The sequence below is a fragment of the Stenotrophomonas sp. GL_101 genome (genome assembly GCF_057835675.1).
This window is the reverse complement of sequence record NZ_CM174432.1, coordinates 2542588-2562016: the sequence shown is the minus strand read 5'-3', so window position 1 is coordinate 2562016 and position 19429 is coordinate 2542588. Positions and strand designations below refer to the sequence as shown.

15 protein-coding genes are annotated in these 19429 nt (G+C 67.3%); 12 read left to right on the top strand and 3 right to left on the bottom strand.

The annotated features are described in order from the left end of the window. Positions 1-8 precede the first annotated feature (8 nt). The 12 genes from AC3IR9_RS11270 to AC3IR9_RS11215 all read left to right on the top strand — a co-directional run bounded on the left by AC3IR9_RS11270 (position 9) and on the right by AC3IR9_RS11215 (position 14834). Positions 9-503, top strand: coding sequence for a DUF3304 domain-containing protein (locus tag AC3IR9_RS11270; protein ID WP_489295800.1), 495 nt, complete (start codon positions 9-11; stop codon positions 501-503). A gap of 104 nt (positions 504-607) precedes the next feature. After that, entirely contained in the window at positions 608-1240 is a 633-nt protein-coding gene (locus AC3IR9_RS11265) for a decarboxylase (protein WP_489290830.1), read from the top strand. A 139-nt stretch (positions 1241-1379) separates the two neighbouring features. Then, on the top strand, positions 1380-4187 hold the full coding sequence (locus AC3IR9_RS11260) for a type VI secretion system Vgr family protein (RefSeq protein WP_489290828.1): 2808 nt from the start codon (positions 1380-1382) through the stop codon (positions 4185-4187). A gap of 3 nt (positions 4188-4190) precedes the next feature. Then, a complete protein-coding gene (locus tag AC3IR9_RS11255; protein ID WP_489290826.1) occupies positions 4191-5048 on the top strand; it encodes a DUF4123 domain-containing protein in 858 nt (285 codons plus the stop codon). 46 nt (positions 5049-5094) lie between these two features. Beyond that, a complete protein-coding gene (locus AC3IR9_RS11250; RefSeq protein WP_489290824.1) occupies positions 5095-5604 on the top strand; it encodes a DUF3304 domain-containing protein in 510 nt (169 codons plus the stop codon). A 70-nt stretch (positions 5605-5674) separates the two neighbouring features. Further along, positions 5675-7372, top strand: coding sequence for a phospholipase effector Tle1 domain-containing protein (locus tag AC3IR9_RS11245; protein WP_489290822.1), 1698 nt, complete (start codon positions 5675-5677; stop codon positions 7370-7372). A gap of 109 nt (positions 7373-7481) precedes the next feature. Beyond that, entirely contained in the window at positions 7482-8270 is a 789-nt protein-coding gene (locus AC3IR9_RS11240) for a CDP-diacylglycerol diphosphatase (RefSeq protein ID WP_489290820.1), read from the top strand. Positions 8271-8340: 70 nt separating this feature from the next. Next, positions 8341-9234: a hypothetical protein gene (locus AC3IR9_RS11235; protein ID WP_489290818.1), complete on the top strand. Its 894-nt coding sequence runs from the start codon at positions 8341-8343 to the stop codon at positions 9232-9234. Positions 9235-9417: 183 nt separating this feature from the next. Further along, positions 9418-10182 carry a SapC family protein gene (locus tag AC3IR9_RS11230; protein ID WP_489290816.1) on the top strand — a complete coding sequence of 255 codons (765 nt, stop codon included), beginning with the start codon at positions 9418-9420 and terminating at the stop codon, positions 10180-10182. Positions 10183-10422: 240 nt separating this feature from the next. Continuing rightward, positions 10423-13152 (top strand): TonB-dependent receptor, encoded by a 2730-nt coding sequence (locus AC3IR9_RS11225; protein ID WP_489290814.1) that lies wholly within the window; start codon positions 10423-10425, stop codon positions 13150-13152. A gap of 581 nt (positions 13153-13733) precedes the next feature. Further along, positions 13734-14189 (top strand): GNAT family N-acetyltransferase, encoded by a 456-nt coding sequence (locus AC3IR9_RS11220; protein WP_489290812.1) that lies wholly within the window; start codon positions 13734-13736, stop codon positions 14187-14189. 132 nt (positions 14190-14321) lie between these two features. Continuing rightward, positions 14322-14834 (top strand): hypothetical protein, encoded by a 513-nt coding sequence (locus AC3IR9_RS11215; RefSeq protein ID WP_489290810.1) that lies wholly within the window; start codon positions 14322-14324, stop codon positions 14832-14834. An 85-nt stretch (positions 14835-14919) separates the two neighbouring features. Here AC3IR9_RS11215 and AC3IR9_RS11210 read toward each other — a convergent pair whose 3' ends face one another. The 3 genes from AC3IR9_RS11210 to AC3IR9_RS11200 form a co-directional block, all read right to left on the bottom strand. Next, positions 14920-16296 (bottom strand): serine hydrolase domain-containing protein, encoded by a 1377-nt coding sequence (locus AC3IR9_RS11210; protein ID WP_489290808.1) that lies wholly within the window; start codon positions 16294-16296, stop codon positions 14920-14922. A 148-nt stretch (positions 16297-16444) separates the two neighbouring features. Continuing rightward, entirely contained in the window at positions 16445-17152 is a 708-nt protein-coding gene (locus tag AC3IR9_RS11205) for a DUF2968 domain-containing protein (protein ID WP_489295798.1), read from the bottom strand. 86 nt (positions 17153-17238) lie between these two features. Then, positions 17239-19425, bottom strand: a complete 2187-nt coding sequence (locus AC3IR9_RS11200; RefSeq protein ID WP_489290806.1) for a TadG family pilus assembly protein — start codon at positions 19423-19425, stop codon at positions 17239-17241. Positions 19426-19429: the final 4 nt, after the last annotated feature.

Genomic DNA, 19429 nt, shown 5'->3' with positions numbered 1-19429 from the left:
GAGTGACCATGCACCTGAAACCCATCTGGCTGCTGGGGCTGTTGTTTGTCCTGAGCTTGACGCTGGGCGCCTGCCAGGTCCGTGCCAAGACGAGCTCAGTGGGGGTGGTTGGCTACAACCATACCGATACCGATATCTATGAGGTCCTTCTCAACGGAAGTGGCGGTGGCTCCGTTTTTGCCCACAGCGGTGGAGGGTCGACGGTTTGTTGCGTGCTGATTCCCGACACATGGCAGCCTGGTCTGGAAGTGCAGGTGGAGTGGTCCAGCGATCTGAAGACGTACAAACGCCAGGTAGTGGCTGTTCCGACGTATGACGCGAAGGCAGCACGGATGGCCGTGCATTTCCTGCGCAGTGGTGAAGTGAAGATTTTTGTCACGTCGCTCTCCTTGGGCCATCCGGACTACCCGCTGACTGGCCCGGAGGCAGGCTTGAACGAGGAGAGGATCCCATTCGGGAGTAATGGCGGAATCGGAGAAGCGGCCATTCAGCCCGCCAATTGATTGGCATCCCCGGTTGACGCATAGTGTCGACGCTTCGTGAAGATGGCACGGCAGTGGATGCCGGTGCCGGGCACAGTCACTATCGTCAGAAGGGACCGAAACCAATGCAGGGCAGGAACATCACGCAGGCGCTGCTGCTGGCGCTGGGATTGGCGGTCGGCCTGGATGCCGCGGCGCAGGCCGCAGCGGCGGCGCCGGTGTTCGGTGGCTGGCGCAACCTGCATTCGGCCAATGGTATCGAGCCGGCGCAGGACGACCTTGCCTTCGCGATGCTGCCGGTCGCGGTGGCCAAGGGCACGCGTTTCTCGATCCTGGATCGGGAAGCCAATCGCGTGGTCTGCTGCATGGTGGTCAGTAGCGACCGCCTGGATGCCAACACGCTGGAGGCGCAGTACAAGCTGCCCGGTGTCTGGATTTCCAACGTCCTCAACGAGGGCACCGACACCGCGCCGCCGTATGAGCCGCGCGTGTACGAGATGAAGCGGGAAGGTCCGCTGCAGGCCTACGCCTTCCACGAGTCCGATGAAGCCTACAGCGATCTGGGTGGGCTGCTGCTGCCGGCCAATGCCAGCATCGATGCCACGGGCCTGGTGAAGGCCGGGGCGACAAGCTACCGGCTGCAGGTCCAGTCCACGACGTTTGCCGATGAAGACGGCACGCTGGATCGTTTCACGCTGCGCCCGGTGGGCAAGCCGGGTGTGCCGGTGATCGTGGAAGTACCGTACGCCACGTACTGACACCGTTACCCGCTTGACATGGCGCTGACCCGTGCCGCCCCGTGCGGGGTGCGTGTTGGTTTTGCATCTGCTACCTTCGCCCGTACAGGGGATGGAAGCGTCACCGGCGGGGGCCGGGACGTGCAAGCCAAGGTGAGCCATGGAAGCAATGCGGAACCTGATGACACAGGCGGCCCGGTTGTTGGACGGGGATCGTCTGTACCGGCTGGACCTGCCGGATGCGCCGCCGGTGGTGGTGGAACGCTGGATGGGGGAGGAAAGCCTCTCGCGCGGATTCCAGTACGACGTGCAGCTGCTGGCGCTTGATCCGGACCTGCCGTTGGAACACTGGCTGGGGCAGGGTGCCTGCCTGCAGACCCGTTTGGCCGATGGCCAATGGCTGCCACGCCATGGCCTGATCACCGAAGCCCACCTGCTGGGCGATGACGGTGGTTTGGCGCGCTACCGGGTGGTGCTGCGCGATGCCAGTTGCCTGCTTGAACAGGGCCGGCACAGTCGTGTGTTCCAGGATATGGGCGTGCAACAGATCGTCGATGCGGTGTTCACCGCCCATGCCGGGCAACTGCACTGGCGCTGGAGCGAGGAAACCGCCGACTTTCTCGACGCCGCGCGAGCGCGCAGCTACTGCGTGCAGTATCGCGAAACCGATCTGGATTTCATCCAGCGCCTGCTGGCCGAAGAAGGCCTCGGCTGGCGTGTGCAGGACAGCGCCGAGGAGACTGCCGGCCACCTGCTGGTGCTGTTTGCCGACGCGGCCGTGCAGGCGCAGGACGTGGTGTCGCAGGCACGCGGCGGGGTCCGCTTCCATCGTGCCGAGGCCACCGAAGCCGAGGACGCCGTGCAGGCGCTGGGGCGCCACCGCCGGCTGGGTGCGCAGCGGCTGACGCTGCACAGCGATGAGTACAAGGCCAGCCGTTCGGTGGCCGTCGGTGTGCCGCTGGCGGGCGGTGGCAGCGGCGAAACCCGCGAGGTGTACGACCCGTCCGGGGCCTACAGTTATGCCGACAGCGTCGACGCGGATCGATACGCCGGGCTGATGGCGCAGGCCGCCGAAGCGCAGTCACAGCATTGGCAGGGCAACAGCTCCCTGCGCAGCAGCACGGCGGGCCAATGGCTGCAGCTCACCGCGCTGCCGGCCGGTGTACCGGCCGAGCTGCTGCTGACCGGGGTGCAGCACCTGGGCATCAACAATCTTCCAGTGGACCTGCGCGAGGCCCTGGCGGCCTGGGACGCCCGCAGCGAAAACCCGCACGTCGTCGATCCCCGCCTGCTGGCGCGGGCGCAGGCCCATGGCTATGCCAACCGGTTTACCGCGCTGCCGCGCGCGCAGGCATGGCGCCCGGTATTGCAGGACGACAGCGGCATGCGGCTCAATCCGCGACCGCTCGCACCGGGTTACCAGACCGCCGTGGTCGTGGCGGCGCCGGGCGCAGCGTCGGATGGGGGCCGCGAGGTGCATGCCGACAGCCTGGGCCGGATCCGCGTGCGCTTTCATTTCCAGGGCGCAGCGACCGGCGCAGGGACCCGCAGCGACAGCACCTGGCTGCGGGTCACCCAGCGCTATGCGGGCCCGGGTGTTGGCAGCCAGTTCCTGCCGCGGCTCGGCCAGGAAGTGCTGGTGGGTTTCCTGGAGGGCGACATCGACCGCCCGGTGGTGCTGGGCAGCCTTTACAACGGCCAGGGCGAAGCCGGCAGTGTGCCGACACCGGGCGGGCGCCGTGCCGATGCCGATACCCGCGGGTACGCGCAGGCCGGCGATGCCATGGCCAGCGCGCAGGGCAATCTCAGCGGGGGGCACTCCCCGGCCTGGCACGCCGCCGGCAGCGGCGAGCAGGCGCATCGGCACGCTGGCGCGATCTGGGGCATGCAGTCGCGCGAGTGGGGCGGGCAGGGCCATAGCCGTTTGTTGTTCGACGACAGCGACGCCCAGTTGCGACTGCAGTTGGCCACTACCCAGGCGGCGACCGGCTTGAGCCTGGGCCATCTGATCCACCAGGCCGACAATTTCCGCGGCAGCCTGCGCGGCGAGGGCTTTGAACTGCGCAGTGATGCATGGGGCAGCGTGCGCGGGCATGCCGGGCTGTGGCTCAGTGCCTATGCCGGCCAGGGGGCCGCTCCGGCTGGCAGCACGGCCGGGCCGGTGGCACTGCTGAGCCAACTGCAGACGCTGGGCAGCACCTTTGCCGAGGCCGCCACGACGCACAAGACGGTGCGCCTGGCCGATAGCGAAGGCGTCGCACGTCCGGGCCGCTCACGGCTGGTCGAGGATGCCGCGCCGTTGGCCGCGATGCTGCGCAGTGCGCGCACGGCGGTGAGTGGCGATGGCTATGACAATGCGCGTGGCGATGCGACCGACCGCAATGCCGGGGCCGGCCCGGCACGCGTGCCACATACCGGCGATCCGCTGCTGGGCATGGCGGCACCGGCCGGGGTGGTGCAGGTGTCCGGGCAGGCCCTGCACTGGGCACTGGGCGAAACACTGACCCTGGGCAGTGGGAATGCCAGTGAATCGGTGGTGATGGGGCAGGCGCGCTGGCACAGCCGCCAGGCCATCGGCGTGCTTGCCGCCGCGCGGACCGGGCAGGGCGCGCAGGCCAACACGCTGAGTGTGGTCAGTGGTACCGGCACCCTAGAGCTGCTGGCACAGAGCGACCAGATTTTCGTGCAGTCGCAGGCACCATTGCGCGGTGCCAGTGCCCAGGCCGCGCTGGAAATGGCAGCCGGGCGCACCGTGCATGTGGCCACCGCCGGTGGTGCCAGCATGACCATCGAAGCGGGCAACATCACCTTCACCGCGCCGGGCAACATCACCGTGCACGCGGCGCGCAAATCGTTCCAGCCCGGTGGCAGTGGCAACTACCCCTTGCCGGTGTTTCCGCAATCGGTGTGCAAGGAGTGCCTGCTGCTGGCGGCGCAACGTGCAGCACCGCTGACACCCAAAGGCTGACCGATGACGAGGATTCGATTCCCGGACACCCAGTGGCAGCCGTTGGCGCCGGAACAGCATCGCTACCTCGTGCTCGATGGCGCGCAATGCGATGCGCCGCAGGCCGTGTTGCAGTTCCTGCCCGGCGCGGCATCGCGGTTGTTCGATGGCCTGCTCGCCGATGGCAGCGCCGATGCCTCGGTGTACCTGGCGCGGTTGCCGGCCGAGCTGCCGGCGCAGGCGCTGCTGCTGCGGTTGGACGCGCATGCCAAGGCACTTGGCGCGGCCACGGTGGTGGAGTCGTCGTTGGCCCAGGAGGTCCTGCTGCAGCGCCTGATGCGGCGGCTGGACGCGCGTTATCCGAACGGCAAGGCGTTCATTGCGCGGTTCTATGACGGGCGCGTGCTGCCGTGGTGGGTGGACGCGCTGGAGCCGATCCAGCGCGAGGCATTCCTTGCGATCGGCGAACGCTGGCATTTCGTGACCCATGATCACCGCTGGGACAGCCTGGAGTTGACCTGCCCGCAGCACGATCCCCATTCGCTGGCGTGGACGCTGGAGAGTGAACAGCGCCGCGTATTGATCGATTCGGCGTATCCGTACACCTTGATCGAACACTACCAGTTGACCGATCCGGAGCTGCTGGACCGGCTGCCAGCATCGAACTGGTACGCCTTCCTGCGCGATGCCGTGGACGTGGCGGCACGCTTGGGTATCCATGACAGCGCTCGCGTGCTGATGGTCTGCACCTGGTCGCTTCTGGCCGGCGCCGAGGTCATCGACACCCCCGCCTGGCAGCGTCGATTGCAGGACTTCGCCGCCGGGCGCCGCAGCGCCAGACAGATCGGGGACGAGGTCTGGCCGATGGAGGAAACCTGGTGATGTACACCGCGCCCTGCGCTATCGATGATCCTGCCCTGGAGCCTGCATGCTGAGCCTCAAATCGATTCTCTGGATAGTACTGGCGGCATTGGCCATCGTGCTGATCGGCGCCGGGTGTTCGCGCGCGATGGCCAAGAGCAAGCCGACCTCGCCCTACCTGACATTGTTTGCGTTCAACTACAGCGACCGCTACCTGCGTGACGTGCGCGTGGACGGCAAATGGATGGGGGGCGTGTCTGCCTACACCAACGGGGGCTCGGTGATGGGGCCGCTGGCGCCGCGCGCGAATGCCGGGCCGATCACACTCAAGGTGGACTGGGAACTGTCCGGTCGCTATGACCTGAAGACCAACACCTACCAAGAGGTCGGCCCGCGCGAGCCGAAGTCCGCGCAGGTGACGGTCAGGCAGCCCTATCCGGCTGATCCGCGCACGTTGCTGCTGCATTTCTACCAGGACGGGCGGGTGGAAGCGGAGCTGGTGGAGCGAGGCAAGGATTACTGGGATCTGCGCCGGGAAAAAATCCCCAAGGGCCACATCGCCAACGAAGGGCGGTAAGCATGCGTCGCCCGTTCTCCAAGGAAACCGCCCGGTGCCTGGCACCGGTAGATGAAGGAGTGCATTGCCCATGACCGCCACTGACCCCACCGCCATCCCCGGCCAGGTTGACCTGGAACCCGGCTCGCCCGAGCCGGTGGCCGACGCCGATGCCACCGCGCGTACCGCGCGGCTGGCCAGGGGCACGCGGCCGATGACCGATGCCGAGCGCCAGCAGCGGCAAGCCGCGCAGAGCTGCACCCTGCCCGAAAAGGAAGAGGCCACCACCGGCTGCAGCCAGTCGCTGCAGGTCACGGTGTATTTCGACGGCACCGGCAACAACCGCGATGCCGAAATGGGCAAGCAGGAAGATCAGCGCGCGCTGTCCAACATCGCCCGGCTGTACAACGCCCGTGTCGATGGCCACCGCAATGTGCTGTCCACCTATCTGGCCGGGGTAGGCACCGCGTGCCCGGAGGTGGGCGACAGCGGCGGCATGCTGGGCCTGGCGATCGGCAAGGGCGGGCGCGAGCGCATCGACCATGCGCTGGAGGAACTGGATACCCACCTCTCCCAGCAGGCCGCGCAGATGCGCATCGTGGTGGTGAATGTTTCGGTGTTCGGCTTCTCGCGGGGCGCCGCGCAGGCGCGTGGCTTCATCCGCGACCTTGTAGCGCTGTGCAAGCGCCAGAGCGACGGCAGCTGGATGTACAGGGAAAAGGTGCCGATGCGTATCGGCTTCGTCGGCCTGTACGACACGGTGGTGTCGGTCTGGCCCACCCTGGCGCATGCGGCGGTCAACGCCGGCAATGGTCATAACGGCTGGGGCGAGGGCATGCGCATCCCGCCGATGGTGGTGCAGTCGGTGCACATGACCGCCGCGCACGAACTGCGCAGCCAGTTCCCGCTGGATTCCACCCGCGATGATGCGCGCTATCCCGACAATACCCAGGAAATCTGGTATCCGGGGGGGCACTCGGACGTGGGCGGCGGCTACGATCCGCAGCACCAGGGGCGCCAGAACAGCATCGCCCGGTTCGCCCTGAACGAGATGTACGACATCGCCCTGGCCGGCGGCGTGCTGCTGCACCCGATGACGCGGCTGGATCCATCGGTACGCGCCGATTTCGACAAGTCCGACCCTGAACTGCAGGCGGTCTACAACGCCTACCTGCAGGCGATCCGGATCAAACGCGGGCGCATGGAGGACGTGCAGGCGGCCCACATGGAACTGTTGCACCGCTGGCTCAAGGTGCGGGTGGCGCGTGGCGACAATCTGCCCTCGATGCAGCGGCTGCAGCAGCGCCAGGACGCACTGGAGGCGGAGGTGAAAACCCTGCGGCGGCGCCGCGGACAACTGGGCGACCCGTATGGCACCCAGGGGGGGGCGGGCGACATGAGCAGCGAACAGATGGCCGAGTGGAACCGGGTGTCCGATGCGCTGACCGCCCGCGGCGATGAACTGGCCGAGGTCAAGAAGCAGCGCAAGGGACTGGCCAGCGAGACCGATACGCTGCTGGGCAAGATGGTCAGCCTGCGCAGGAAGCGCGAGCGTGGCAAGCGCCTGACCCTGGCCGAGCGCACCATGCTGGAGGCCTGGGACAACAAGCAACTGCTGCCCGCGGCCGTGGAGACGTTCTTCGACGGCTATGGCCACGATTCGATCTCGCACTGGTTCATCGGCAACCTCGCGCAGTGGCGTGTGCTGTACTTCGGTGACACCAAGTACACCCCCAGCGAGGTGGAGGCCGCTGCCACCGCGTCGCAGCAGCAGACCGTGCCGGCCTGAGCCCGGATCGCCTGGGCACGCTGCTGTCGCCCGGCGGTAAAGCTGCAACGGGTAAACTGGCGCCGGCCCGCTGCCCGGGCCGTTCCTGTGCCCGTTGCCGAGTCCTGCCGTGATCCACCGATTGCTCCTGCCCGGCGTGCTGCTGTTGTTGGCCGCCTGTACCACCGCACCGCTGCCCACGGCCAAACCGCCGCCCAACCCGGATGCACTGTGGGGCATCATCCAGCGCGACTGCCGCCCCGATCGCGCACTGCAGGGCAGCTGCCTGGCGGTGCGCCCGCAGGCCGCCCATCGCGACGTGGTACTGAAGGATTCGCATGGCCACTACCAGTTCCTGCTGTTGCCGCTGGACCGGGTAAGCGGGATTGAAAGCCCGGCGCTGCTGCGCGCCGATGCGCCCAATTACTTTGCCGCTGCCTGGGAGGCGCGCGCGCGGACCGAACGCGCGTTGGGCCAGCGCCTGCCGCGCGAGGTGGCCAGCCTGGCGTTGAATTCGCCGCACGGGCGCTCACAACACCAACTGCACATCCATGTGGATTGCCTGCGTGCGGACGTGCTGGCGCAGCTGCAGCGGATGGCGCCCGGCATCGACACGCGCTGGCAGCCGTTGCCCGAGCTGTTGCGTGGGCACCGCTACCAGGCCCGTCGCCTGGCGGGCGATACCCTGCAGGACAACCCGATCAAGCTGCTGGCCAACGAGCTGGCCGGCGCTGAGGACATCGGCCATTGGTCGCTGGTGGTCGCCGGTACCCGGGCGCACGATGGCGCGCCGGGATTCGTGCTGCTGGCCACCCGCCTGGATGCAGCCACCGGCAACGAGGCCAGCGGTGAGGAACTGCAGGACCATGCCTGCGTGGCAGTGACCGGTGCAGGCGGGCCATTGGAGGGCGTGCGCTGAACGCTGCCGTCGCTGGTCTAAGATGCGAGGTTCGACAAGGCAACGCCGCATGGCGAGCAGGACGCAGACAATGCCAGCACACCCTCGATGGACGCCGTTCGCCACCCGTATCGGTCTTGCACTGCTGGCCATGGTCGGCAGCGCACACGCCGCTGGACCGGTGCAGGACCGGGCCGGCAACCGCATGGAGGCGCTGATCGAGCAGCCGGCGCAGGCCACGGCACAGCCTGCAGGCGAGCGCGACTCGTCGTTTTACTGCACCGCCGACCAGCACTGGTGCGTGCGGACGACGCACAGCGCTGAAGACCAGGCCGCGGTGCTGGAGGTAGCGCAACGCGTTCCCGGCGAGAGCGGCGCGCGGCATCGCTTCATTCCGTTGCCCCCGGTGGCGGAGGATGCCGCGGTGACGCCGTGGCCATTCATCGTGCGCATGGCGCGCAGCACGGGGGCACCGCAGGCCCCGGCGGATCCGCGGCAGGCCGCCCTGGAGAATGTGCTGGTGGGCGTGACACGGGGCTGGACCACGGACTATTCCGGCGGTGGCGCGAGCGCGTCGACCCTCACGCTGAGCCGCGTCTACCACCAGGACGACGGCATCCAGATCGACCCGGAGGTGCTGGTGCTGCCTGCCGCAGGCAGTGCGATGATCCGCGCCTGCTTCAGTGAGCAGGACAGCGACCTCCGCGCCGGGGCCTGCCACGACGAATACAGCTTCGCTATCGCGCTGACCCTCGACCCGGCCGGGCAGGGCATGCCGGTACTGCGCTACCAGACCACGGCGACCCGTTTTCCCGCCGGTGCTTCTCGCCTGCGGGATTCGTCGGCCAGGAGCCGGCTGCAGAAGAAGGACCAGCGCACCGAAACCGACCGGACCTGTTCCTACCAGCGGGTGTTTCGCTTCGACGGCAGTGGGTTCCAGCCCGATGCCCCTTTGCCCGACTGCGCCGAGTTCACCGAGCTGTAGAAGCGCCGGTCCGCGCCGCGACCGGAGGCCGGAACGCTGCTGGCAAGGCGCCGGAAGACGCTCCGCGGAGGAAATCCCGCTCGACAAGGGGGAAATCGTCAAAAAGCCACGCTATAGTGAACGATCAATGAAGTGCCCGCTTTCGCGCCCGGGCCGTCTGGCGCGTCGTACCTGACCTATTCCATGACTGCTGAAACCACTACTCCGCCGGCACCGGCCCAGGCTTCCGGCCCGTTGTTCTACCGCCAGCCGATGCCGCTGCAATCGGATCTGCACGCCACCTGGCGCCTGCTGCCCGGCACCGTGTCGTTTGCCGCCGAAACCAATGCGATCCCGGCGGTGGTGGGTGAGTTCGGTCTCGCCGCCCAGCACTTCCCCATCCTGTTCACCGGCAAGGACGCTGCGCCGATCGTCGCGGTGGGCCTGGCCCGCAGCAACCTGTTCGTCAACGACGGCAAGTGGGCCGAAGACGTCTACGCCCCGGCGTATGTGCGCCGCTATCCGTTCGTGTTCATGCAGGCCGATGCCGAGGGCGACTATCTGCTGGGCCTGGACGTGGATGCCGAGCAGGTCAACCAGGGCACCAGCGAGGAAGGCGAGCCGCTGTTCGTGGACGGCAAGGCCAGCGAAATGGTCGACAACGCCATGCGCTTCTGCGGCGATTTCACCCGCGAGCACGAGCTGACCCGTCAGTTCACGGCCGCCCTGCTGGGCCAAGACCTGCTGGTGGAGCGCAGCATCGATGTGACCTTGAACAGCGGTGAGCAGATGTCGGTCAACGGCTTCCACGTCGTGGACGTGGAAAAGCTGGCCAAGCTGCCTGATGAGGTCGTGCTGGCCTGGCACCGCAACGGCTACCTGGCCCTGGTCCACCACCACCTGAGCTCGCTGGCGCGCTTCAACGCGCTGGTGCAGCGCCAGAGCCAGCAGGCCACCGCCGCCGCTTGACGCAGCGCACCGGTAACTGCAGGACTAGAACGGCGGCCGCAGGGCCGCCGTTTTTCGTTATGCGCCGCCCATCGCCGGTCAACGCGGCGAGCAACGACGGCGCTTAGTCGAAAACCCGATATGCATATCCCGGGCGGTCATTTCCCCGGCGTGCCCCCATTCAGCAGACTGGCGCGCTTCCGCCCTGCGCGCCAATGGCCTGCACGCAGCGGAGCGAACTTTTCCCACTCTGGAACCTGCATGTCCCTGCTTCGTCGTCCGTTGCGCCTGCGGCCCCTGGTCGTTTCCCTGTTGCCGCTGTTGGGCATCAGCCCGCTGGCACTGGCCGCCGAGGGTGCCGCCCCCACCGAGCTGGAAGCGGTGAAGATCACCGGCTCGCGTATTCCGCGTGCCAGCGTGGAAGGTCCGTCGCCGGTCACGGTGATCACCCAGCAGCAGATCGAGGCGCAGGGCTATCGCAGTGCGTTCGAGGCGCTCAGCGCGTTGACCGAAAACACCGGCAGCGTGCAGGGTGAGGACTTCGGCAACACCTTCACCCCGGCGGCCAATACCATCAACCTGCGTGGGCTCGGGCCCAACCGCACGCTGGTGCTGGTCAACGGGCGTCGCCAGTCGGATTACCCGTTGGCCTACGAAGGCTCGGTCAACGTGGTCAACCTGGCCAACATTCCCAGCGCGCTGATCGACCGCATCGAAATCCTCACCGGCGGGGCGTCGGCGGTGTACGGGTCCGACGCGATCGCCGGGGTGGTCAACATCATCCTGAAGAAGACCTATGAAGGCGTTGGCATCAACGTCAAGGCCGGCACCACCGAGCAGGGCGGCGGCGACAACCAGCGCCTGCAGGTGGTCGGCGGCAGCTCAAGCGAGCAATGGGATGCGATCTTCGGCCTGGAGATCGCCAACCGCAAGGCGATCTACGGCTCGCAGCGCGACTTCATGGATTCACTCACAGACGATCCGCGCGGGGTGACCCCGCTGGCCACGGCGGTGGCTTACCGCCGCAACGCCAGCACCGGTAACTACATCGATCCGGGCGCGGCCGGCTGCGACGCCAGCAGTCCGCTGTATGGCGGCAGCGTGTTCCGCGCGCAGAATCCGCGCCTGGGCGCGTACTGCGGCAGCAACGAAGCGGCGGCCACGTTCTGGACCGTACAGACCGAGAAGCGCAACATCGATGCGTACAGCGCGGTGACCTGGCACCTCAACGACCGCCAGGAACTGTTTGCCGATGCGGCCATTGGCACCGCACGGATCTACAACAACACCCGTGCGCCCACCTGGACCTCCTCGCGCAACTATTTTTACAACCAGAACAGCGGCCAGCTGGAAAGCTGGTACCGCCGCTTCGCACCGGAGGAAATCGGTGGCGTGCAGCGCAATGCCAACCGGTTCCTGGAAACGTCGTGGTCGTTCAACGTGGGCGCGCGTGGCAGCCTGGGCGAGTCGGCCTGGGATTACGAGGCCGCCTACAGCCGGTCGCGCTACGAAAACCGCACGCGGCGACCGGTGTTGCTGGCAGGCATCAACGCCTACCTGCTCGGGCCGCAACTGGGCACCCGCAACGGCGTGGATGTATTCGCGCCGGATCCGGCGCGCCTGTACCAGCCGCTGACCCCGAACGAGTACGACGACCTCGCCACTACCCAGGAGTCGCGCAACGCGGCATGGCTGCAGACCGCCACTTTCAGCGTGAATGGCCAGTTGTTCGATCTGCCCGGCGGCCGGGCGGCCCTGGCCGCGGTGCTGGAGGCCGGCAGCCAGGGCTACCGCAACCAGCCGGATGCGCGGTTGGGCACCGGTGAATTCTGGAACACCAGCGCCGGTATTCCTGCCAGCGGCGAGCGTGACCGCTACGCGGCAGGCGTGGAGCTGCAGTTGCCGCTGCTGGAGCGCCTGACTGCCACGGTGGCCGGCCGCTACGACCAGTATCGGGCCGCGGGCGATCACCTTGGCAAGGCCACCTGGAGTGCCGGCCTGGAGTTCCGTCCGTTGGACAGCCTGCTGCTGCGTGCCAGTGCCGCCACCAGTTTCCGCGCGCCGGACATGAATTATGTGTTCGCCAGCGAGACGCGTGGTTACAACCCCGGCATGACCGACTACTGGCGTTGCCGCAGTGCCGGGCAGGACTATGACGATTGCGACTACAGCGGCCTGTCGATTGATTACACCAGCGGTGCCAACCCGCAGTTGCAGCCGGAGACGGCCAAGTCCTACGGTGTCGGGTTTGTGTGGTCGCCATCGCCGAATGTCGACTTCACGGCCGACTACTACGACATCCGCATCGACCAGGAAGTGACCAACCTGGATTCCTCGCGGATCCTGCGTGACGAAGCCGATTGCCGACTCGGCCAGACAGTGGGCGGGGAAGCGCGCGATATTTCATCGGCGCAGTGCCAGGACGCGCTGGCGCGGGTGATCCGCAACCCGGCCGATGCCGCCGTGCAGCCCAACCAGGTGGTGCGCGTGCTGATCAACCCGATCAACGCGGCATCCGAATCGGTGCGCGGTATCGACCTGAAGGCAACCACGCGCTGGGATGCCGGTCGCTACGGTCAGTTCTCGGCCCGTCTGGCCTATTCGCTGGTGATCGAGCACGAGTACCGCCAGTTTGCCGAGGACGCGGTAGTGGACCAGCGCAATTCACTGGACAGCTACCAGTGGCGCAGCAAGGTCAACGGCAGCGTCACCTGGGCGATCAAGGAATGGACGGCCACCTTGTACGGCATGCGCTATGGCTCGTTGCCCAAGACCGACGGCAGCGGCCGCATTGCGCCTTACATGACCTATAACGCGAGCCTGTACCGCAAGCTCAACGACAACGCGAGCGTGGGACTGGTGGTCAATAACCTGCGCGACAGCCGCCCGCCGGCGGACAAGAACGGCGGTGGCTGGCCGTTCTACCCGGTGGGCAATTACGACCCCTATGGCCGCCAGCTGTGGCTGGAGTTTGACTACCGCTTTCTCTGATTGACGCAGTGAGCCGTACAGCAGAAGGGTCCGGCTTGACCGTAATGCTGTTCACTTAAGAAGACGCCGCGATTCCATCAGGGATCGCGGCGTTTTTTTTTGCTCTTCTTCCCGTTGAGGGGCGAGGTTTGCTCCAACGGGCGAGAGCAGCGAGCGTGTGCGTCTTCGCTTGGCTGCAACGCGCGCGTTTGGTGCCCCTTGGCGGCCGGCAGGCCCTTGTGCAAATGTCCCCCGGCCGACGCCTGCGGCGACGGCCTCCTCCTTTATCTTGCCAAGGACCTGCCGGCGGCCAACGGGCTCGGCTTGCGGTATGCAACGGCGCACGCTGATGGTTGGCGTGGGTGTTGCGGTTTTCCGCGCGCGTGCACCGAAAGGTAGGTCACCACCGTTGGTGGTGACGCTGACCCGAACCACGCATGCCTCGCCAGATACGGGAGACCGAAGTGGATAGCATTACGGCTTGGCCGAGCCTTTCTGCGTACCCGATCCAGCCGCTTGTGGCCGTTGCGACAGGGATGCGGCGGTTTTGTGACCATCTGCGTTATGGTCGGCGGATCGATCGCCTGTCCGGACGTTGCTGCATGCCCATCCTCTACCGCCCCGCCGTCGCCGACGATGCTGCCGACTGCATCGACCTGCGCGGACGCACCCGCGAGAATGCCTTCTCTGCCGAGCAACTCGCCGCGCTCGGCATCACCGTGCAGAGCTGGGCCGAGGGCGTCGCCGAAGGCGCTTTGCCCGGGCATGTGGCCGAGGTGGACGGCCAGATGGTCGGATACTGTTTCGGTGACAGGGACAGCGGCGAGATCATCGTGCTGGCGCTACTGCCGGCGTGGGAGGGCCAGGGCATCGGCAAGGCGTTGCTGGCGCGCATGCTTGAGGATTTCCGCAGCTGGGGTATCCGGCGCCTGTTCCTGGGCTGTGCGGCCGATCCGGCGGTGCGCTCGCATGGGTTCTATCGGCACCTGGGGTGGCGACCTATCGGCGAGATCGATGCATTGGGCGATGAAGTGCTGGAGTACCGGCTGGCCGACTGATCCCTGCGTCCTGCGCGAGGGATTGCCCGTACGCACGGGTAGGTGAACCCCGTGCCGACGGTGGAACGCCAACGGCGTCGTGATGGGCGGCGCGGCAATGCGCGACGCTGGCCGCCGTCCACGGAGATGCCGATGTCGCCCCGATCCGTTGTAGTGCTGATGAGCTGCTGGGCGGGGTGGCTCGCTTGCCTCCCGATGTCGCCCGCGTGGGCGGGCCCGGCTGCGGTGCCGGTGCAGCAGATCCATAAATGCCGCGTGGAGGGGGTGGCCACCTACCAGCGCCACGCCTGTGCCGACGGCCAGGCCGAGCAGGCCTGGGAGGTGGACGTGGTGCCGATCGAGCGGCAGCATGCTTCGCGGATCGAGGCGATCCGTCGCGAACTCAAGGCAAGCGCACGGGCGCTGGAGGCGCAACGCACGCCGTCCGTGCCACGGCAGCGGCTGCGACAGCCACGTCGCCGGCATGGCCTCGCCCCATCACGGCAACGCGCACCGCCCGGGGCGATCATTTCCCTGCATCACGACGCGCGCGCGTGCCAGGCGGCCCGGCGCCAGCGAGATGCTGCCCAGCGCAACGTGGGGATGAAGCGCAACCTGGTGCGCGACCGGCGGTGGGATGACCGCGTGTTCGACGCGTGTCGTTGACCGTGTGCCTGGGCAGGGCAACCGGCAGTCGTACGAACGATGCGGCATTGCATTGGCAGCCTGTTCCAGCGCAACCCGGCGGGTTTCATGGCATTGCCGGCCGGGCCATCAAGTACCGCGCCAGCGCATCGAAGGCGGGCAGGGTGGTGGGGTCGTTGGCGCTGTTGCCGGCGGTGGGGTGCGAACCAAAGCGGGCGATCACCACCTTGGCGGTGGGGTCGATGTACAGCGCCTGGCCGTGCACACCGCGCGCCATGTAGGCGCCATGTGCGTTGTGGCTGACCCACCACATGCCGCGATAGCTCCAGCCGGGCAGCAGCGGGTAGCCGGCCCTGGCGAACACCTGCTTGTCGCCGCCAGCGCGGATTCGCGCGATGGCGGCAGCAGGCACGATCTGTTCGCCGTGGGCCCGGCCCTCCTGCAGCAGCAGCTGGCCGAGCCGCGCCAGGTCACGCAGGCCGGCGTTGAAGCCGCCGCCGGCGAATGGCGTACCGGTGGAGTCGACGGTGTAGTAGGCATCCTGTTCGGCCCCCAGGTGCTGCCAGATGCGTTCGGACAACAGGGTGGACACCGGCTTGCCAGTACGCCGGGCGATGATCCAGCCCAGCGTGTCGGTGTTGATGGTCTTGTAGCCGAACGCCTCGCCATGCCGGCCCTGTTTCTGCACCGTCTGCAGGAACTCGAAATAGCCACGCGGGCCGGTGTACCCCGGCGCTGGCGGCAGCGTGCTGCCGGCGGCCGAGTACGTCCAGACGTCGGCCTTGGGGTCGGCGTAGTCTTCGCTGTAGCGCAGCGCGGTGGTCATCTCCAGCACCTGTTTTACCGTGGCATCGGCGAAGGCGCTGTGCGCCAGCTCGGGGATGATCGTGCCGACGGTTTCATCTTCCTTGATCACCCCTTCGGCAACCAGCATTTCACCGAGCAGGCCGGTGATCGACTTGGTCACCGACATCGCGCCGTGCTGGCCTGCCGCGTCGAGGCAGCCGGCGTAGCGTTCGTAGACCACCACGCCGTCGTGCAGCACGACGATGCCGTCGGTGTAGTTGGCCTGCAGCGATTCGTCCCAGCGCATGCGGCCGGTGCCGTTCAACGGAGTGAACGACAGCGCGTCGATGCCGGCATCCAGGCGCTGCGGTAGCGGTGATGCTGCGCCCGGGCCACGGCTGACGCCGACGGTGGGCATCAACTGGCGGAAGTGGCAGGCCGTCCAGCGCAATTTGGGGAAGCTGAAGTAGTCGCTGTCGGTGTAGCGGATGCGCTTGTCTTCCGGCGGCGGGAAGCCTTGCATCCAGCCCAGCCAGGCCGGGTCGGAAGCACGCGCGCTCGGCGGCGTGGGGCTGGCGGCCTGGAGCTGGCCGGCCAGCGCGAGTGCAGCCAGCAGGGCGGCAGCGCGGGCGGCGCTGCGCAGCGGCGGCAAATGCCGCAGGGTATCGCGCGCGTGGCGCGTGGGGCTCGTGGTCATGTCCATGTCCTTGCGGTGTCCCGTACGGGAGTGCGTCAGTGCGTCGTGTGCAGGGTACTGCACTGGTCACAAACGACAACGTCCAGGCCGTGGCCTGGACGTTGTGGGACCGAATGGCGGTGAACGGCGGCGCCGGACACCACGCCGGTTACGGCGTGCCGGGCTCGCCGTTGGGCGATGGTGCCGCGGGCGGTGCTTCCGGCGCCGGCAGCGACAGCGCCGGATTGCCCTGCTGCGCCTGCAGCGCCTGGATGCGCTGGTTGAGCGCGTCCAACTGGCTGTGGGTGCTGCGCAGATCGGTGCTCAGCGTTACCGCCTGCTGCTTGGCCTGCTGGATCGAGCTGCTGACCTGCAACGACTGCTGGCGCTGCAGCTCCGCTTCCTGCTGCAGGCTGCGCAGGCGCTGTTCGTTGTAGGCGACCAGGTTCTCGGTGTAGCGCTTGCCGGCTTCCAGGCGGGTGGTGTCGATATACACCTGGGCCAGTTCCTGGGTCTGCTGCACGAAGGTGCGGTATACCGTCTCGGCGTTCTCGACCGAGTCGGTCTTGATCACGCGCCAGAAATCTTTTTCGTGGAACAGCGCGGCGTAGTACTGCAGCGTGCTGGTGTTGAACAGCAGGCTGGCGCCATAACTGCCGTTGTAGGTGGTGCGCAGTTCGGTGAGCTGCTGCGAATCCATCAGCTGGCGCAGTTCGTCCACGCTGTTGCGCACCACCGGTGCGGTGCGTGCCGGTGCAGCCTCGGCTTTCGGTGCACGCGCGGCCAGGGCCTGCGGCGCCACGCCGAGCAACACCACCAGCAGGCTGCTGGCAAGCACACGCCGGTTGGCGGAAACAACCGCTTTTCTCTCTCGCATCATCAGGCCGTCCACGAATGGCTCAATCGGTGAAGGTTCGTCTGTGAAATCTGTGTCCCCGCGGCAGTCTAGCATGCACCCCGCGCTCAATAGACCAGTTGCGCGGGGTTGCACTGCACCGCCTGCAGGTGCACGTCGGTGCGGCCCAGCTCCAGCCCCAGCACCAGTGCCAGGGTCTGGGTGAGCAGGGTGCCGACGCCGTTGAGCAGCGGCTTGAGCAGGTCCTCCAGCACCGGCCGCAGCAGGGTGCACAGCAGACCGCTGCAGGCCACGCTGTTGGTGGTGGGGTCGGTGACGCTGCCGCCGCCCTGGTGGTTGTCCAGCAATCCGGCCGGGGCGGTCTGCATATAGGAGGCCAGGTTGCTTTTGACGCAGTTGTTGTAGTTGAGCAGCACGCTGACCAGGCCGCTGCAGCGGTTGATCGCCAGGCCACCCAGCAGGGTGCCGACAAGGCCGTCGAGCAGGCCCAGGCCTTGTCCGGTCACCACGGTCCGGTAGCCATCCCAGGCAGAGCCGTCCTTCCAGCAGGTTCCAAGCCCCAGCACACAGGAGAACGGCACGCCGTTTTTGACCTGCCAGTCGCCGAACGGCTCCAGTCCCTGTGCAGGTGAGCCGTTGCGCAGCACGTTGATGGTTTTGTCCACGTCGTACAGACCGTTGCCGGTATTGGCCGCCTTGAGGAACCGGTCGGCCAACTGGGTGGCGGTGTCGCCGGTGCCCATGCCCTTGCTGGCGGGATTGAGCATGCCACTGAGGACCCGCAGCAGTTCACGCACCAGGTCCGATACGGCGGTGCCGATCTGGGCGCCGTTGATCCAGGTCGAGCCGGTCTGCCCGGGCGACAGGGTCAGCGCTTCGCTGTGGGTGAGCGCGTTGAGCTTGATCTGGTCGTTGATCAACGGGGTGCCGAACAGGGTCAACAACTGCTCGTTCTGCAGCCCGGCATCACAGACGTTGCGGGTGGAGAACTTGGCGTTGTCGGCGACCTTGCCGACACAGGCGCGCAGTACCGACGAGTCGACCTGGATGGTGGCCGTGGCCGGCTGCGCGGCGCACTGCAGCGAGGTCAGGGTGCCCATCGCATTGGTGACGTCGGCATAGATCGGCAGGTGCAGGCGGATGCCAAGCAGCCCCAGTACCCTGCCCAGGCCGAGCAGCAGGTTGTTGCTGTCAATATTCAGGTGTACCCGCACCTGTGCGTTGTAGGCGCGCGCACCGACCCCGCCGATGGCGATGGACGGCGGTTCGACGATGGCGGCCTGGGCCTGGATCAGGCCGAGCACGTTGAGGTTGTTGACCGCCACGCCCTTGCCACCGTTGGCGATGCTGATGCTGGTGGTGATCAGGTCCAGCGCATTGACCTCGGCGTGCAGCGCGGCAGCGGCAGGGCCGTCGGGGGCGACGATGCGGCCGAACAGGCCACCGGCGGTGTCGGTGCTGCCCAGCTGGATGTTGAGCTTGCTGATATCCAGCTTGGCGGCGAGCGCGTTGTTGAGTGCACGCAGGTCGATGTTGGCCACGCCGCTTTGCGCCAGCACGCTGGCGGTGGCATCCAGCAGCTGCCCCAGCGAGACTTTGTGCGCGGCGAGCAGGGCGTTGAAATCGCCAATGCTGATGTTGGCGTCCACCGGGATGCCCAGGGCCGCGAGCAGGCCACCGGGGGTGATCTTGGCCTGCGCCAGGCCGTCGTAACCCAGCAGGGTGGTCTGGTCGAGGTCCACGCCGACCAGTTTCAGCACGCCGCCCAGCGGCGTATTGCCGTTGACCCGCAGCAGTTGCGAGCCAACGCTGAACACCGCCAGCGGGGGCGCGCGGGTGGCCACCGCCTGCGCACTCACGGTAGGCAGTGCGCCGGCCTGGCCGAAGAACGGAAGCACTGGGCGCCGCGCCACCACTTTGACCGCGTTGACCGGGGCGGTGGCGGCGATGCTGACGAAATGATCGACGCTGGCGTGGGTGGGGTTCCAGTCGCCGCATTGGATGCTGAGCGTGCCGGAGAAGCGGTTGGCCTGCTGCGCGTTGCGGCGCGCGGCGTCGTTGTCGGCACGGTCCGGCGTGCACAGGTCCAACCGTTGGGCGCCGGCCAGTGCGGCCAGGTCGGCGATCTTCTGCACGTCGCGCTTGGCCCAGTACAGGTAGCCAACCTCGACCAGGCCCAGCATCGCGATCAGGCCAAGCATGACCAGCATCATGGTCACCGACATGCCGCCGCGCTGGCGTGCCAGGGTGCGCCCCGGTGGCGCGTGGGGTCGGGTCGATCGCGATCGGTTCATGGGA

What these genes read in the sequence shown, in the direction of transcription:
- AC3IR9_RS11270 (WP_489295800.1), top strand. Translation starts at nt 9, where the DNA reads ATGCACCTGAAACCCATCTGGCTGCTGGGGCTGTTGTTTGTCCTGAGC.
- AC3IR9_RS11265 (WP_489290830.1), top strand. Translation starts at nt 608, where the DNA reads ATGCAGGGCAGGAACATCACGCAGGCGCTGCTGCTGGCGCTGGGATTG.
- AC3IR9_RS11260 (WP_489290828.1), top strand. Translation starts at nt 1,380, where the DNA reads ATGGAAGCAATGCGGAACCTGATGACACAGGCGGCCCGGTTGTTGGAC.
- AC3IR9_RS11255 (WP_489290826.1), top strand. Translation starts at nt 4,191, where the DNA reads ATGACGAGGATTCGATTCCCGGACACCCAGTGGCAGCCGTTGGCGCCG.
- AC3IR9_RS11250 (WP_489290824.1), top strand. Translation starts at nt 5,095, where the DNA reads ATGCTGAGCCTCAAATCGATTCTCTGGATAGTACTGGCGGCATTGGCC.
- AC3IR9_RS11245 (WP_489290822.1), top strand. Translation starts at nt 5,675, where the DNA reads ATGACCGCCACTGACCCCACCGCCATCCCCGGCCAGGTTGACCTGGAA.
- AC3IR9_RS11235 (WP_489290818.1), top strand. Translation starts at nt 8,341, where the DNA reads ATGCCAGCACACCCTCGATGGACGCCGTTCGCCACCCGTATCGGTCTT.
- AC3IR9_RS11230 (WP_489290816.1), top strand. Translation starts at nt 9,418, where the DNA reads ATGACTGCTGAAACCACTACTCCGCCGGCACCGGCCCAGGCTTCCGGC.
- AC3IR9_RS11225 (WP_489290814.1), top strand. Translation starts at nt 10,423, where the DNA reads ATGTCCCTGCTTCGTCGTCCGTTGCGCCTGCGGCCCCTGGTCGTTTCC.
- AC3IR9_RS11220 (WP_489290812.1), top strand. Translation starts at nt 13,734, where the DNA reads ATGCCCATCCTCTACCGCCCCGCCGTCGCCGACGATGCTGCCGACTGC.
- AC3IR9_RS11215 (WP_489290810.1), top strand. Translation starts at nt 14,322, where the DNA reads ATGTCGCCCCGATCCGTTGTAGTGCTGATGAGCTGCTGGGCGGGGTGG.
- AC3IR9_RS11210 (WP_489290808.1), bottom strand. Translation starts at nt 16,296, where the DNA reads ATGACCACGAGCCCCACGCGCCACGCGCGCGATACCCTGCGGCATTTG.
- AC3IR9_RS11205 (WP_489295798.1), bottom strand. Translation starts at nt 17,152, where the DNA reads ATGCGAGAGAGAAAAGCGGTTGTTTCCGCCAACCGGCGTGTGCTTGCC.
- AC3IR9_RS11200 (WP_489290806.1), bottom strand. Translation starts at nt 19,425, where the DNA reads ATGAACCGATCGCGATCGACCCGACCCCACGCGCCACCGGGGCGCACC.